The sequence below is a fragment of the Aeromonas sp. Lyrl_2 genome (genome assembly GCF_051948815.1).
In the GTDB taxonomy this organism is placed as follows: domain Bacteria; phylum Pseudomonadota; class Gammaproteobacteria; order Enterobacterales; family Aeromonadaceae; genus Aeromonas; species Aeromonas veronii.
On sequence record NZ_JAYJLJ010000003.1, the window covers coordinates 100,660 to 116,966 of the forward strand.

Consider the following 16,307-nt stretch of genomic DNA (forward strand, 5'->3'; position numbering starts at 1 on the left):
CGCCCACTAAAGTGGATCCGGGGATGCTAGTTTGCATACATCTTTAGCGTAAGGAGTAAATCCATGATTGGGATCGACCAGGTTTCTAACGAATTCGTGAACGATTTGAAAATACTGGCATGCTTTGATCCGGCCAACATGAGCCTAGGGATTAAATTACGCAGCGATATGTCTGAAGAGTTGTGCCAAGCGGCAGCCCGTCTGCATCAACAGGGGCTCATCAGCGCAGAAGATGGCGGCTATCTCACCCCGTTTGGCATGACCATGGTTGAACACCTGCAACATCTGTTGGTCGCACTCAAACCGCTTTGACCGGCTGTGGTGCCCAGAGCGAAAAGTTGAGTAGCTCCCAGCGCTCCCCTTGGTGAAGATGACAGGCAAACAGCAAAGGACCTTCGGGTCCTTTTACTTTGCCATCCACCAGCCACTCCCCCTCCCTTTCAGGCACCAGTCGCGCATTCACCTCATCGGGTTGCTGTGCAGTGCCCATCCGGACCTGGACAAATTGCTGGCAGATCACCTGCGCTTCCATCGCGGATTGAACCGGTACCGGCGCATCGGACGTCGGAGTCAAGGTGGCAGCAAGCAGGAGCGATAGCAGCATGATTCAGCACATAGGAAGTAGTAGCAAAAGCCATATAAACAAAAAGCCGTGGCACCAGAGGTACCACGGCTTTCTTAAATTCTGTAAGAATTACAGAGCGGTTACGTTCTCGGCCTGCGGGCCTTTCTGACCTTGGGTCACAGAGAACTGTACGCGCTGACCTTCAGCCAGGGTACGGAAACCGTTACCTTGAATGGCGCTGAAGTGAACGAAAACGTCCGGGCCGTTTTCTTGCTGGATGAAGCCAAAACCTTTGGTTTCGTTGAAAAACTTAACGGTACCGGTGATCATGTTAGACATATCTTTTAAACCTGTATTCAAAATAATTACTTATGCTTTTCAGCGGGTAAAGCTCAAAAAACGGGATTAACTTATGAACAACAGGACAAGATGTGAAACATCGTATTCATTGACATAACTATCGCCCTTTCAAGCTGGTTTGGATTATACGTGGCTTTGTAGATTACGCAAACAAATTTGTGCCCTGCCAATGACAGGGCACAAACCGTTATAAGGTGGCTGCTTCCAACGCTTCGACCAGCGCTCTGAGAAAACGAGCCGCCTCCCCGCCAGTGCAGGCTCTGTGGTCAAATGTCATCGACAGCGGCAATGCCCTGACGGGACGCGCTTCACCGTGGATGAACACCACTTTTTCGAACAGTTTGCCTGCCCCTATGATGGCCACCTGCGGCGGCGTGACGATGGGGCTGGCATAACGGCCTGCGATGGCACCGAAGTTGGTGAGCGTAATGGTCGCCCCCTGCAACATCTCGCGCGGCACGGCGCGCGCCTTCACATCGGCGATCATCCGATCCAGCCCCTGCCGGATATCTGCCCCCTCCCGCTCGGCCACGTTCTCCATCACCGGCACATAAAGGCCATGCTTTGAATCCACCGCGATGGCTACATTGATCTCTTTGAACAGCCGCCGTGACAGGGTTTCACCATCAAACCAGGCGTTCATCGAGGGCTCGGCGCGGCACGCCACGCCAATGGCCTTGATAAGGCGCACCGTCACATCCTCATCAGGGCGCCAGTGACGCAAATCCACCTCATCGGTGATGCTGACCGGCACCACAGTCTGATGAGAGAGCTCCATCGCCTTGGCCATGGCACGCCGTGACCCTTTGAGGAATTCGTTGCCACTGCTCTGCTGTGACTCGAATGCCTGCTGCACATCCAGCTCGGTCACCATGCCGCCGCTGCCACTTCCCTTGATCCGGTCGATATCCAGACCCAGTTTTTGTGCCAACAGTCGCACCGCAGGCATGGCTTGCACCAGCGATCCCCCCGGGGCAATGGCCCCCACCACGAAGTGATCCTCGATATGTTGCTGATGGGCGCTCACCTTGCCCACCACGGTGCCATCATCCTCCCCACCCTCGAACTCCACCAGCGGCGCACCGATATGGAGGATATCCCCCTCGGCGCCACAAAGACGGGCGATCACCCCAGCCACTGGTGAGGGCACATCCACCAGCGCCTTGGCCGTTTCCACCGACAAGAGCACCTGATCGACCGCAACGGTATCACCGGCGCTCACCTTCCATTCGACGATCTCGGCTTCGGCCAACCCTTCACCCAGATCCGGTAATTTGAAAAATTTCATAGCCACTGGTTCTCCATCAGCTGGTGAGCGGCATCGGCGATATCCTGCTCGGTGATGAGGTAATACGCTTCGTTGCGATAGTAGGGGACGGCGGCATCCACACCGGTCAGCCGCTTGGGCGGCGCCTTGAGGCAGGGAAGTGCCTGCTCGGCCACCCGCGCCACAATTTCAGCCCCGACCCCAAAGCTGCCGCACGCCTCGTGTACCACCAGCAAGCGGCCGGTCTTGCGTACCGAGGCGAGGATGGTCTCCATATCCAGCGGCTTGATGGTGGCCAGATCCAGCACCTCGCACTGGATATCCTGCTCGGCCAGCAGGTTCGCCGCCCGCATCACCTCCTGAATGCAGGCCCCCCAGGCCACTACCGTGATATCCCGGCCCGGGCGCAGGGTGAAACAGACATCCAGTGGCAGGCCAACACCGTCATCCACCACCTCGGATTTCATCGAGCGATAGATACGGTCCGGTTCGAAAAACATCACGGGATCCGGATCGCGGATGGCCGACAGCAGCAGGCCATAGGCGCGTCTCGGGCTGGAGGGGATCACCACCCGTAGCCCCGGAATATGGGCAAACAGCGCCTCGACGCTCTCGCTGTGATGTTCAGGCGAATGAATGCCCGCGCCATACGGGGAGCGATAGACGAGGGGACAGGAGAGGCGGCCACGGGTGCGGTTTCGCATCCGCGCCGCCTGACAGATGATCTGCTCCATCCCGGGGAAGATGAAGCCCTGAAACTGGAACTCAGCCACCGGCTTGAGCCCCTGGGTCGCCATGCCGACCGCCACCCCGGCGATCAGCCCCTCGGCCAGCGGAGTGTCGATCACCCGCTTGAAACCGAACTTGTCGCGCAGGCCCACGGTGGCGCGAAACACCCCGCCGTTGACCCCCACATCCTCGCCCAGTACCACCACATCCGGGTCGTGCTCCATCTCGTAGTGAAGGGCCATGTTGACCGCTTCCAGCAAACTGATCTCACTCATGGCCCACCTCCTGCTTCATCCCCTTGGCAATCACTCGCTCGCGCTGGGGCAAGAGTTCGGCGGGCAGGCTGGCGTAGTGATAATCGAGCATCGCCTCCGGCGGCTGGGGCGCCATCGCCTCATAACGGGCGACCGCCTGTTCGACCTCTCGGGTAGCCTCCGCCAGCAGGCTCTGCTCCTGTTCTTCATCCCACCAGCCTTTGCTATGCATAAACTGGCGCAGCCGCTTGACCGGCTCTTTCGCCCAGGCTGCCTCGACCTCGGCCCCATCGCGATAGCGAGTGGCATCGTCGGCCGTGGTGTGATCGCCGAGGCGATAACTGACCGCTTCTATCAGGGTCGGCCCCTTGCCGCTGCGGGCCCGCTCGACGGCACTGCGGGCAGCATCGTAGACCGCAACCACATCGTTGCCATCCACCTGCAGGCTGCGCACCCCTGCGCCAATCCCCTTTTGGGCCAGCGTAGGAGCGCTCGATTGCAGCTTGCGCGGCACCGAGATAGCCCACTGGTTGTTGTTGACGATGATGACCATCGGCAGGTGCCAGACACCGGCGCAGTTCAGCCCCTCCAGAAAATCCCCCTTGGAGGTGCCGCCATCGCCGATAGTGACTACAGCGACACGCGGTTGATTACGCAGTTTGAAGGCAGAGGCAATGCCACAGGCGTGAGTGATCTGGGTGGCGATGGGAACGCAGATGGGGAGATCTTCAGAGGGGATCCCATCAGGTTTGAGAAAATAACTCCCCCGCTCGTCCCCACCCCAATATTGCAAGTTCTTCTCCATCGGTACGCCCCGCACATAGAGGGTGGGCATGTCCCGATAGTAGGGGACGTAGACATCCTGCGGCTGCATGGCGAGACCAATGCCAATCCCCACGGCTTCTGCGCCGAGATGGGAGGGAAAAGTACCGAGTTTGCCGGTTCGTTGCAGCGCAATCGCTTTTTTGTCATAGCTGCGCACCATCACCATATTGCGGTAGAAAGTGTGCAATATCGCCTTGTCCAGCCAGGTCGGTAAGGTGGCGACCGGGCACCCTGCCGCATCGAGGTAACGAAGGAAAGGGATGTCGACATGGGTCATAACTGGCTCCTTGCCGTTGTAGGCGTCACCGATGCTGGTGACACCTTAGATGTAAATACCTTGTTAAATAAAAAGCAAAGGAATTTACTCAGGTAAGACCAGTAGAAACTTCTTTAAAGTAGCGAAGGAGCTGAATTTTCGGCGATGAGTGGCAAGACATGCCGTAAATAGTGCAACTTTGCAGCGCTGAATGCAGGATGCAAAATGTGAAAAAGGGGAGCCTTGCCCCCCTTCTGTTACTCTAGTCAGCGGTTACGCCAGCCAGCAGTTACGCCAGCCAATGTTGCAGCTGGCGGGCCATGCCAACTGGCAGCAAGTGAGCGCGACTCAACAAGCGGCTGCGCCAGGGCTCGGCCAGCAAAGTCGGGCAAATTCGCATCTCCCGTCCCCGGTCAGTCACGCGCACCAACCTGTCGATAAGAGTCTCCAGCGGCGGATGCGTCGGCCAGTGGGGATAGAGGTCGGCAGTCGCGATCCCGGCCAGCTCGCACACCCGCTCCTCTTCCTCATCTCCCTTTCCATCAGCCATTGGCCAGGGGTGAAGGACATGCAACCAACCCGGCCGTGCTGCCTCCAGCAACTGGCCCAGCGTCGGCTGCGCAAAGTGGGGATCCCCTGCGACTTTGAACAGATGGCGCGCCCCCGCCAGCACCACCACGCCACGCGGGGGAAGTGCAAGAAGATAGTCGGCCAGCGCCAGATCCCGCCCCCTGTTGTGCTGCTGCCACTGTTCCAGGCTCATCTCCTGCCACTCGAATAAGGGCTCGCAGAGATGCACCCGCAGCCGCACATGTTCGGGGCGCGCCAGATTGCTCTGGCGCAGGGCGGCGAAGAGGGCCGGAAACTCGGGGGCCATCCAGGCGGAGAAGGCGCAGGAGTCGAGCCAGACCGGATAGAGCCGCCCCAGCGTCAGCGGCTCCCCCTGCCAGCTCTCCTCCCCCGCCAACCAGGCATCGAGCAAGCCTTGATGGCGGCAGTTGCCGCACTCCATCACCAGATCGGTCATGATTCCCCAGAGCGCCGGATCACAGAGCCAGGCGTGCTGGCGCCGGATAAAATCCGGGTGCCAGTGCGGCTCCCCCAGCCCCACCAGCTTGCCCGCCAGCAAGGCTTCCCGGATAGCGGCAACAGGGGTCATGCGTCCCCCTCCTGCCGGATGTGCGGTTGTTGCCCGACCCCATCGACCCGCTCACAAATAAAAGCGCCGATCTTTGCCAGCCAGTCGGGATGCACCATCTCCTGATGCAGGCAGGGGAAGCGCTCATAGCTGATTTCCCCTTTTGTCAGCGGCTCCCAGCCACGTCCATCCAGCCAGGGCTGGCGGGAGGCTGACGCCTCGATAAAGATCACCTCCCCGTGGTAGCAGTAGTCGACCGGCTGACGGATCAGCCGGTTGTTGTGGCCCACCAGCTCAATCATGGCGCTCACAACCTGCTCGTCGAGCATGGCCAGTGCACTCCCCTCTGCCCCCAGTCGGGCCACCACGTCGCCCCGAGTAAGGGAATCGAGCGCCTCGTCCGCAACCGCAATCCCCCCCATTCGCAGCAGCGCATCGAGCATCCGCTGCTCGTCGGGCAACGGCTGGGTCTGCCACTGCTGGCAGGGGTAGGCGTCGAGCAGCAGCACCATGGCCACCTCTTGTCCCTGCTCTTGCAGCATGGCGGCCATCCGGTGCACCAGCATGCCCCCGAGGGACCAGCCGAGCAGCCAGTAGGGCCCCTCGCTCTGTTGACGACGCAGCTCGGTCACATAATCGAGTGCCAGCTCGTCGAAGCTGGCGGGCAGCGGGGCATCCGGCTGGCAGAGCGCCCTTGCCTGCAGGGCATAGACCGCCATGTCGGCCGGCAGATGGGGCACCAGCGGCGCATAACACCAGCCGAGCCCCCCTGCGGGGTGGACGCAAAAGAGGGTGGGGCACGATGTGCCAGACTGCGCACCATGCGCCCGCAGGGGCAACAGCATGGGCATGGCCTCCCGCTCGCCGCCAAGACGACGCGCCAGCTGGGCGGGGCTCGGTGCTTCGAACAGGCTGGCCAGAGTGAGAGCCTGTCCGAGCGACTCTTCAATGCGCACCACCAGTTGCGCCGCCAGCAGGGAGTGGCCGCCGAGGGCAAAGAAGTTATCGTCGGCGCCGACTCGCGCCAGCCCCAGAACCTCGGCGAAGAGGCGACAGAGCCGCTCCTCCAGCAGGTTTTTCGGCAGTGACTGACCCACCACCGACGCCATATCGGGCAGGGGCAGCCCCTTGCGATCCAGCTTGCCATTGGGGGTGAGCGGCAGCTCGGCCAGGTTTACCAGGAGCCCCGGCACCATGTAGTCAGGCAAGGCAGCGCCAAGGGCGGGTGTAAGCTCGGCCAGCGTCAGCGCTCTGCTATCTGCGGCCACCACGTAGGCCACCAGACGGCGATCGCCGGGGGTAAATTCGGGGGCCAGCACAACCGCCTGCGCCACCCGGGGATGGCGCAGCAGCACCTGCTCGATCTCCTCCAGTTCGATGCGCTGGCCGCGGATCTTCACCTGAAAATCGAGTCGCCCCAGATACTCGATGGCGCCATCCTCGCGCCAGGCGGCCAGATCGCCGCTGCGATAGAGCCGTCCCGCCCCGAAGGGATTGGCAATAAAGCGCTCGGCGGTGAGCTCGGGCTGACCAAAGTAGCCCTCCGCCACCTGCACGCCGCCGATCCAGAGCTCCCCCGCCACACCGGGGGGCACCGGCTGCAACCAGGGGTCGAGAATGTGGATGCAGGTATTCCAGACCGGATGGCCGATGGGCACGCTGGTCACCGCCTCGTCTGCCCGGCAGGGATACCAGGTGACATCCACCGCCGCTTCGGTCGGGCCATAGAGGTTGTGCAGGGGGGCTGAAAATGTCCCATACCAGCGCTGCACCAGATCGGCGGGCAGCGCCTCGCCGGAGCAGAAGACCTGCCGCAGTGCGCGGCAACGTGCAGGCTCGGCTTGCGCGACGAAGATCTGCAGCATGGAGGGGACAAAGTGCAAGGTGGTGATCCCGGCCTGCTCAATCAGATCGGCAAGGTAGGCGGGATCCTTGTGGCCGCCCGGTTTGGCGAGCACCAGCCGCGCACCGGTCATAAAGGGCCAGAAGAACTCCCAAATGGAGACATCGAAACCGGCCGGGGTCTTTTGCAGCACCCGATCCGCCGGGCCGATGGGATACATGTGCTGCATCCAGAGCAGTCGGTTGACGATGGAACCATGGCTCACCACCACTCCTTTGGGCCGACCGGTCGAACCTGAGGTGTAGATGATGTAGGCCGCATCTTCCGGTTTGGGAGCTGCCAGCTCACAAGGTACTGTCGTTGCCAACTCTACCGCCGCCAGCTGCTCTGCCACACCGGGGGCATCGAGGCAGACAAGTGGCGCCGTCACGTCGAGCGGCATCTGAAGCGTATGGCTGGTCAGCACCAGCGCAGGGTCGCTGCTGGCGAGAATGTAGCCGATCCGCTCCGCCGGATAGTCCGGGTCAACGGGCACGTAGACGGCACCTACCGCCATGATGGCCTGCTGGGCGAGAATCAGCTCGGGAGAGCGCGGGATCACTACCGCCACCCGACAACCGGGGCCCACGCCCCTCCCCGCCAGATAGCATGCCAGCTGGCGGGTACGCTGACGCAGCTCGGCCACACGCCAGCGCTCGGCACCACACTCCAGCGCGATGGCGCTCTGATCCGCCGCCGCCAGCCCTTCGGCCAGCAATGCGCTCAAGGTGGTAGTCGGCAACGGATAGTCGGTCTGGTTCCAGCGCGCCAGCTCAGCCTGCTCGCAAGGCAGCAACAGCGGCAAGCGCACCGCCAGGGTCTCGTCAGCCACCTCACTCCAGGCGGCCAGATAGGCTACCAGTCGGGCCAGATGACGTTCACTCTCCTGTTGGCTGAAGCGCCCCTGATGTGCTTCGAGGGTCAGGGTCATAGCGCCTGCCTCCTCGGCAAAGTAGAAGGCGCACTCCTCCACCGGCCCCGCCGCCAGCACCTGCACCTCACCACGAACCTGGTTGTGTCCTTCACCAACGCTGAGGGTGCGGGCAAAGGGCATCAAATTGACCTGAGGGCCAAACAACGGATGGCCCGGCTGACGCTGCTGCAACCACTCCTGACGGCAGCCCTGATGACGACGCAGGGCGGCAAATTGCCGCTCGACCTGTGCCAGCAACTCCCCTACCCGGCTGGTGCCGCTCAGCTCGATGCGCAGGGGCACCACATTGACCTTCATGCAGGGGGTATCGGCCGCCGCTGAGCCCAGCCGCCCCATCAGCGGAATACCCAGCACTACCTCGCCAGCGCCGCTCATCCGCTGCACATAGCTGACCACTGCCGCCAGCAGCAGGCTGTAGGGGTGGCAGGCCGAGCGACTCGCCCGTGCCACCAGAGCCTGCCACTGGTGGCCAGCCAGACGCTGTTCAAGACGATATGTAGGGCCCGGCCCTTGCGCCGGACGGCGGGAGAGCGATGCAGGGTTCTCCACCCCGGCCAGCTGCTGCACGAAGAAATCGCGATCCCGCGCGGCGCGGGGCGAGTCCTGATAGGCCGCCTCCTCTGCCAGTAACTCCTGCTGGGACACATAACGGCAGGGTGCTGGCTGCTCGCCGGCACAGAGCGCCTCATACCAATTTGCCACCCGCTGGCAGAGCAAACTCAAGCCAAAGCCGTCGATGGCGATATGGTGCACGGCAATAAACCAGGCCCACCGCCCCTCGCCAAGGCGATAGAGGGTGGTGGCAAACAGCGGCCCCCCGGCCAGATTGAAGGGGACGGCCAACTGCGCACGCATCTCGACCTGCGCGGCCGCAAGCGGATCAGCTTCGCTGCGCAGATCCCGCTCTGCCAGCTGCCAGCAGGCGGGGTTGGCCACCATCTGCGGGCCATCGGCAGTGGCCGCAAAAGCGCAGTGCAGACCGGGGATCTCGTCGATAGTCTGGCGCACCGCACGGGTGAAGTGATGGGGAGCCAGCGCCCCCTCCAGCAGCCAGTACTCGCTGGTATTGCAGGCGGGGCTCTGCGGGTATTTTTGCTGGGCAAACCAGATGCCCGCCTGAGCAGTGGTAAGTGGCCAGCGTGGGTGCTCACCACGCTGGTGGGTGGCGCGCATCGCCATTGTCTGTTCCATGGGAATGTCCTTGCGCAAACATCGAGCGAGCAGTGGCTTGCCCCTGCCCGCATGGCTGAAAAGCGAGGAGGCAAGGCCTCCTCGATAAAGAGAGAGTCGTACCCTCCACACCGGCAGGCCGAAGATCAGACCCCCAGAGTGGCACCGCCATCGACCACCAGATCCTGCAAGGTGATATGGCTGGCGGCATCAGAGGCGAGAAACAGCACGCAGGCAGCCACCTCGTCGGGGGTCCCAAGTTTGCCAAGGGGGATACCCAGCTTGAACTGCCCAGGCAGACCCGCGATGGTGCGCTGCTCTCCCTCGCGCTGCTCCGCCTCCCCCTCCTGCCACATGCCGTACAGCATCAGGGTTCGGGTCGAGCCCGGCGACACCAGATTGCAGCGCACCCCATAGGGGGCGAGTTCCAGCCCTGCCGTTTGGGTGAGGCTGGTCAGCGCCGCCTTGGAGGCGCCATAGATGCCCATCCCCACTCGCGGCACCCGACCGGCATTGGAGGAAACATTGACGATGGCGCCCCTGCGCCGTCCCTGAAACCAGGGGGTCAGGGCCCGCATCAGGTAGAAGGGGGCGAAGGTGTTGACGGCGAAGGTGCGCAGCAAGAGGGCGTCATCCACCTCATCGAGCCTGCCGGTCGCCAGTACGCCGGCGACATTGACCAGCACATCGGGCCCCAGCCCCTCGTCCAGCAGCTGTTCGCAGCAGCGGGTCACGGCCTCGCTGTCGCTCACGTCGAGAGTCACCCCCTTCACATTGCCGGGCGGCGCCTCGGCCAGTTGCAGATCGAACGCCACCACGCTGGCCCCTGCCTCGGCAAAGGTGCGCGCCACCGCATGACCAATTCCCTGCGCTGCACCGGTTACCCAGACGGTTCTGCCTTGCCACTCGCTCATGGGGTGCACTCCGGTTCGCTGACGTGCTCTTCGTTGACCTGATAAGCCGTGTCCTGACTGACACGGGAGAGGAGCGCCCACCAATGGGCCAGGGTCGGCGTGCGGGCCAGCTCGGCCAGCTCCACCACCAGCCCCTGCTGACGCCACTCTTCCACCAGCCCCATCACCGCCAGCGAGTCGAGACCGTAGTCGAGCAGGTTGTCATTCTCGGTGGGCTGCTCCTGCTGCATCTCGGCGGGCAGCCGTGCCAACACCAGATCACGCAGTGACTCTCGAGTCAGGGGGCGTTTGCTGGCAGCCATCACCTCGGCCACGGTAATCACCCGACCGGCATTGCGGCTGACATAGGAGAGCGCCAGCAGATGATCCTCGCGTGAGAAGTCGGCGATGGCATCTGCCACCAGGAAGGGACGGATATCCCGCATAAAGGCATCGACCGCCGTCTGCATCACCCCGATATGGCCGTAGATGCCGCAGATCACCAGCTGATCCCGCCCCCATCCGGCCATCAGCTCGGCCAGCGGTGAACGGCAAAAAGCGCTGTAGCGCCACTTGGTCAGCACCGTATCCTGCGGCTCGGGTGCCAGCGCCGGAACGATTGGTTGGCGCTCCGGCGCTCGGGTCAACCCCGGCCCCCACATGTCATTGAGCAGCGCCCGATCGGCCTGACTCTGCTCGGCGGGCTGGGCGGTATAGACCACCGGCATGCCAAGAGCTCGCGCCTGACGGATCAGGGTGGCGATATGGTCGATGACCTGATTGATCAGCGGATTGTCCGGCCCGTAGAAGTCGACGAAATAGTGCTGCATATCGTGGACCAGCAAGGCTGCACGGCCCGGTTCGAAGGGCCAGTTCACCCGCCCGGTTGGCAGCTCTTCTGCGGTAGGCAGCGGATAGGCGGCGAGGGATTGAATGGTCATGCACACTCCTTGGCGAGCTGCTCGCGCAGCGTCTGTTTGTCTATCTTGCCGACCGGGGTGTGGGGCAGTTGCTCCACCAGCACCAGGCGATCGGGCAGTTTGTAATCGGCCACCCCCTGCTCGCGCAGGAAACGGCGCAAGCGGGGCAGATTGAGGGGCTCGCGGCATATCAAAAAGGCGCAGCTGCGCTCACCGAGCATGGGATCGGGCATGGCGACCAGTGCCGCCTGCCGCACCTCCGGGTGGGTCAGCAGCAGCTCTTCAATCTCGAGGGCGTCGATCTTCTCCCCGCCCCGGTTGATCTGATCCTTGTTGCGCCCCACCACCATCAGATGACCGCTGGGCAAGCGGCAGACCAGATCGCCGGTGCAGTAGAAACCGTCCCGATCAAAAGCCCGCTGATTGTGGACATCGGCCTTGAAGTAGCCGCGAAAGGTGTAGGGGCCACGCGTCCAGAGCTCGCCGCACTCGCCATCTGGCAAGGGGCGTCCGTCGCTATCCCGCACCTCGACCTCGTCGCCCGGGCTCATCGGGCGGCCCTGGGTATTGACGATGTGCCACTGGTCATCCTCGATGCGGGTGTAGTTGACCAGCCCCTCGGCCATGCCAAACACCTGCTGCAAGCGGCAACCAAGGCGGCTCGCTACCGCATCGGCATGAGCCGGGCAGAGGCGCGCACCGCCCACCTGCACACACTCCAGAGAGGTCTGCGAATAGTGGCTGGCCGCCTCCAGCCAGAGCGCCAGGGCCGGTGGCACCAGTGCCGCCCAGTTGATCTGATAGCGCTGCACCAGCGGCAGACAGGTTGCCGCAGAGGGATCCTTTGCCAGCACCACGCAGCCACCGGCATAAAACACTCCGAGTGCCCCGGGGGAGCTCAGGGGAAAGTTGTGGGGCGCTGGCAGAGCGCATAGATAGATCACCCGCTCATCCCAACCGCACACCGCCACGCTCTGGCGCACGCTGTAGCCATAGTCATCGTGGGTACGGGGGATCAGTTTGGGGGTGCCGGTGCTGCCGCCGGAGAGCTGGAAAAAGGCGACTTGATCGGCCGGGGTAGGAGTTGGCGCGATAGCCGTCAGCGGTGAACCATCAGCACGAGCTATCGGGTCAGGCTGACACCATGCAAATCCTGACTGAAGATCGGAGCCTTCTGCCTGCTCGAACAGCAGTGTCTGGCAGGAGGGAGATATCAGCTCATCAAGGGCCGCCAAGCTCCCCGCTTCACCGGCAAAGCCGGGATGGGAGGGGGTGAGTACCAGCAAGGCGGGCTCAATCTGGCGGGCAAAGGCCACCAGCTCGCGCCGCTGATGGCTGTAGAGGGCATGCACCGCCACTACTCCGCAGCGGATCAGGGCAAACCAGCAGATATAGAACTCGGCGCAGTTGGGCAACTGCACCAGAGCGGTATCGCCATGGCCCAGCCCGCGCGCTGCCAGCCGCGCCGCCAGCGCATCGACCTCACGCTTTAACTGGCCATAACTGAGGGTACGCTCGCCGCAGATCAGAGCCGTGCGCTCGGGATAACGTTCTGCAGAGTCATCGAGCAGGGCGGTGAGCGGTTGCCCGCGCCACCACCCTTGCGCACGGTAGTGGGCTGCCAGCTCTACAGGCCAGGGGGTAAAGGGCACCAGCGGCTTCATGCAGTTACCTCCGGCTCCCGGCTCTCGAGGCCAAACGCCCGCAGCATGGTGCCGAGTTTGGCGGCGGTCTCTTGCCACTCTGCTTCCGGCGAGGAGCCCACCACCACCCCGGCACCGGCATAGAGCCGCAGCTGCCTACCGGCCAGCACGCCACAGCGAATGGTGACCACCCACTCGCCATTGCCGTCGGCATCCATCCAACCAACGGCGCCGCAGTAGAAACGGCGATCGTACCCCTCAAGCCGGGCGATGGCCTGACGCGCTGCCGAGAGCGGCGTGCCGCACACCGCCGGTGTCGGGTGCAGTGCCAGCGCCAGAGCCAGCACGGGAGAGGGTTCATAGAGCCATCCGGCGATGCGGGTCGAGAGGTGCCACATGGTAGGAGTGGCGATCACCTGCGGCTCAATGGGGACGTCCAGCTCGCGGCAGAAGGGAGCGAGGGCCTCTGCGACCGCATCGGCCACCAGCGCATGTTCATAGCGATCCTTCTGCGCCCCCAGCAGTTCGGCACTGGCCGCCTGTTGATCGGAAAAAGCGTGGCGCGGACGGGAGCCCGCCAGCGGATTGCTCACCACCGCCATCTCGCTGCGCGATACCAGCAGCTCGGGGCTCGCACCAAGCAGGGTCTCCCCCTCCGGCAGCGGGATCTGGAACACATAGGCGCCCGGATTCTGGGCCAGCAGAGAGCCATAGGCGTGTGCGGGTGAGGTCTGCTCTGCGCTCTGCACGTCGATGGCGCGCGACAGCACCACCTTCTCGAGCTGACCCTCGCTGAACTGCTGCAACGCTGCCCGCACCGCCCCCTGATAGTGGGCAGCACCCGTTACTTCGCTCACCTCGCCATGGAGCTGGCAACAGCGGGTGGGTAACAGTGCATCCCGTTTGACCCACTGCGATTGCGCCGGGATCACCAGATGCCAGGGGGATTGGGTATCAAACGGAATGGCGCCGATGGCGATGGGATTGGCCATTCCCTGCTGGCGCAACTGACGCAGATGGGCGAGCAGCTTCTCCGGTGGGATGCCGGTAAAACTGTCGTTGATACCGGAGGCGACCAGAACCCGGTCACCGCTGGCAAAACAGCACACTTTATCCAGCCCGGCAGTTGCTGCGGGCCACTCTCCTTCCGGTGCATGGTCACACATGACGGTGCTACTCCTTGGAATGAATCACTGCCTGACACGACTTGAGGTGAGTCATTTGACTCACCAGATGTCAGGGTGAACGGCATCCTAACAAGGAGCGAAATAACGATCAATACAAATGAGAATCAATTTCATTAACTTCTTTTTAGTCAAAAGAGGGTGACGAACGAAACTTAACTTCGCCGATAAAAAAGAGTTGCGATCGGAGCAAATTCAATTTGATAATGATAACGCTTATCATTTGTATATTATGGAAGATGTAAATAATGAAATCCTCAACCTCCCGTTTTATTGCTCCCAGCCTGCTGGCCACTACCATCGTCACCCTGCTGACCCAGCAAGCGATCGCCGCCAGCAACGCCCCTCAAGCCGATGAGGTGATTACCGTCACCACCACGGCGCACAATACCCGCTCGGCACCGGCCTCTATCTCTGTCATCACCGCAGAACAGATCGCCGCCGCGCCCGTCAATGATCTTGCCGACCTGCTGCGCCACGAAGTGGGCATTCAGGCTGAAGCTGACACCAATGGCCGCAGCGATATCGGCATTCGCGGCATGTCCGGCAAGTACACGCTAGTGCTGGTGGATGGCAAACGCCTCTCCTCCTCCAATGCCCTGTGGCGCGGCGGCAACTTCGACAACACCCCGGTCCCCCTTGGCATGATCCAGCGGGTCGAGGTGATCCGTGGCCCCATGTCGGCACTTTACGGCTCCGATGCCATCGGTGGTGTCATCAACATCATCACCAAGCAGCCGGGCAAAACCTGGCAAGCGGCGGCCGATGCCGACTTCAAAGCCATCGAGGGCAAGGATGGCGGCGATCAGCACAGAACCAACCTGGGCTTTACCGGCCCGCTGACCGACAACCTGCTGATCCGGATGAACGGTGAAGTGTACGACCGTCAGGCCTGGACTCCGCCGGAAGCGGCCGATGGCATCCCCCTCATCGAAGCCAAGCAGACCCGCAACTTTGCCTCCACCCTGAGCTGGCTGGTGGATGAGCAGCAGCGCTTCGAGTTTGACTATCTCTACAACCAGGATGAGCGGCCTCTCGATATCTTCCGTAAAACAGGCAACAAGGTGCACAGCCGCCAGCAGCAGAACGATCGCAACCTGTTTGGCCTGACCCACAAGGGGAACTGGAGTTGGGGTGACACCACCGTCATGGCCAACTATGAAAGCTCCCAGATCGATGATTTCAATACCAGCTACTCGGCCCCGCAGCAGCGCGAACTGGAAGAGAACACCCTGACCCTCAAGGGCTACACCAACCTGGCGCTGGCCAACCACTACCTGACCCTGGGTGGTGAATATCTGGATCGGGAGCTGGTGGATGCGGTGAGTTACAAGGATATCGGCGGCAAAGAGAGTCACTCTCAGGAGGCGCTGTTTGCTCAGGACGAAATTGGCCTGACCGACAGCCTGACCTTCACACTGGGCGGCCGTTACGATCACCACGAGATCTACGGCAGCCACTTCACCCCGCGCGGCTATCTGGTGTACGAACTGAACGATGTGGTGACCATGAAAGGCGGTGTCAGCCAGGCCTTCAAGGCACCGGCACCACACCAGTACTCCAACGGTTACAGCATCGAGAGCTGCGGCGGCAGCTGCCGCATCTATGGCAGTGACAAGGTCAAGCCGGAAACCAGCACCAACTACGAGCTGGGTGTCATCGCAGGAGAAGGGGTCTGGGAAACCAGCGCTACCCTGTTTTACTCCGACATCGACGACATGCTCACCTTCAAGCAGTTGCCGAACTCCACTGACCGCACCTGGTACAACCTGGAGAAGGCCACCACCAAGGGGCTGGAGCTGACCGGCAAGCTCGATCTGACCGACGATATCAACCTTGGCGCCAACTACACCTACCTCAAGGCGGAAGGCGATCAGGGCCAGGCTCTGCCCGAGCGGCCGGAGCACAAGGCCAACGCCAAGATCACCTGGCAGGCCACCGAGCGGGTAAATGCCTTTGTCGGCACCACCTACACCGGCACCCAGTTTGCCGAGCAGACCGTCAACAAGGTTGTCGTACTGCACAAGCTGCCCAGCTATCAAACCTTCGATCTCGGCACCGGCTTCAAAGTCACCGAGAACTTTGACCTGAGACTGGGGATCAACAACCTGACCGACGTGCGCCTGCAAGAGAAAGATACTGTCTTCCAGAACGTCGAACCGGGTCGCAGCTACTACGTCAGCGGCTCAGCCCGCTTCTAAGGTAGACAAGGCCGATATAACAGAGCGCGGGCCCATGCCCGCGCTCTGTTAACCAAGAGAATAAGGGGAAGATCCCCACTGGACAG

13 protein-coding genes are annotated in these 16,307 nt (G+C 62.2%); 2 read left to right on the top strand and 11 right to left on the bottom strand.

Annotated elements, in window-relative coordinates; all coding sequences use genetic code 11:
- The first annotated feature begins 63 nt into the window (after nt 1-63).
- Complete coding sequence (locus VF684_RS03490; RefSeq protein ID WP_005334209.1) at nt 64-312, top strand: TIGR02647 family protein; 249 nt, start codon at nt 64-66, stop codon at nt 310-312.
- Here the strand turns inward: VF684_RS03490 and VF684_RS03495 are convergent.
- The 11 genes from VF684_RS03495 to VF684_RS03545 form a co-directional block, all read right to left on the bottom strand.
- On the bottom strand, nt 299-604 hold the full coding sequence (locus VF684_RS03495; RefSeq protein WP_108540234.1) for a hypothetical protein: 306 nt from the start codon (nt 602-604) through the stop codon (nt 299-301). The genes VF684_RS03490 and VF684_RS03495 overlap by 14 nt on opposite strands.
- 90 nt (nt 605-694) lie before the next feature.
- Nucleotides 695-904, bottom strand: a complete 210-nt coding sequence (locus VF684_RS03500; protein ID WP_005302803.1) for a cold-shock protein — start codon at nt 902-904, stop codon at nt 695-697.
- 208 nt (nt 905-1,112) lie between these two features.
- A complete protein-coding gene (locus VF684_RS03505; protein WP_139730547.1) occupies nt 1,113-2,213 on the bottom strand; it encodes a dihydrolipoamide acetyltransferase family protein in 1,101 nt (366 codons plus the stop codon).
- Nucleotides 2,210-3,196 carry an alpha-ketoacid dehydrogenase subunit beta gene (locus VF684_RS03510; RefSeq protein WP_139730548.1) on the bottom strand — a complete coding sequence of 329 codons (987 nt, stop codon included), beginning with the start codon at nt 3,194-3,196 and terminating at the stop codon, nt 2,210-2,212. Before VF684_RS03510 ends, VF684_RS03505 begins: the two co-directional genes overlap by 4 nt.
- Nucleotides 3,189-4,277 carry a pyruvate dehydrogenase (acetyl-transferring) E1 component subunit alpha gene (pdhA, locus tag VF684_RS03515; RefSeq protein ID WP_440173781.1) on the bottom strand — a complete coding sequence of 363 codons (1,089 nt, stop codon included), beginning with the start codon at nt 4,275-4,277 and terminating at the stop codon, nt 3,189-3,191. Before pdhA ends, VF684_RS03510 begins: the two co-directional genes overlap by 8 nt.
- A 268-nt stretch (nt 4,278-4,545) precedes the next feature.
- Entirely contained in the window at nt 4,546-5,415 is an 870-nt protein-coding gene (locus VF684_RS03520) for a hypothetical protein (RefSeq protein WP_440173782.1), read from the bottom strand.
- Entirely contained in the window at nt 5,412-9,401 is a 3,990-nt protein-coding gene (locus tag VF684_RS03525; RefSeq protein WP_201912511.1) for a non-ribosomal peptide synthetase, read from the bottom strand. The genes VF684_RS03520 and VF684_RS03525 overlap by 4 nt, the downstream gene beginning before the upstream one ends.
- A 125-nt stretch (nt 9,402-9,526) precedes the next feature.
- Nucleotides 9,527-10,294, bottom strand: a complete 768-nt coding sequence (dhbA, locus tag VF684_RS03530; RefSeq protein WP_201998373.1) for a 2,3-dihydro-2,3-dihydroxybenzoate dehydrogenase — start codon at nt 10,292-10,294, stop codon at nt 9,527-9,529.
- Entirely contained in the window at nt 10,291-11,214 is a 924-nt protein-coding gene (locus VF684_RS03535; protein WP_139441545.1) for an isochorismatase family protein, read from the bottom strand. Before VF684_RS03535 ends, dhbA begins: the two co-directional genes overlap by 4 nt.
- Nucleotides 11,211-12,857: a (2,3-dihydroxybenzoyl)adenylate synthase gene (locus VF684_RS03540; RefSeq protein WP_139441546.1), complete on the bottom strand. Its 1,647-nt coding sequence runs from the start codon at nt 12,855-12,857 to the stop codon at nt 11,211-11,213. The genes VF684_RS03535 and VF684_RS03540 overlap by 4 nt, the downstream gene beginning before the upstream one ends.
- Complete coding sequence (locus tag VF684_RS03545; RefSeq protein ID WP_139441547.1) at nt 12,854-14,002, bottom strand: isochorismate synthase; 1,149 nt, start codon at nt 14,000-14,002, stop codon at nt 12,854-12,856. The genes VF684_RS03540 and VF684_RS03545 overlap by 4 nt, the downstream gene beginning before the upstream one ends.
- 266 nt (nt 14,003-14,268) lie before the next feature.
- On the opposite strand from VF684_RS03545, the gene VF684_RS03550 reads away from it, so the two are divergent.
- The gene (locus tag VF684_RS03550; protein ID WP_139441548.1) at nt 14,269-16,221 is read left to right on the top strand and encodes a TonB-dependent receptor domain-containing protein; all 1,953 of its coding nucleotides are present in this window, start codon (nt 14,269-14,271) and stop codon (nt 16,219-16,221) included.
- Nucleotides 16,222-16,307 lie beyond the last annotated feature (86 nt).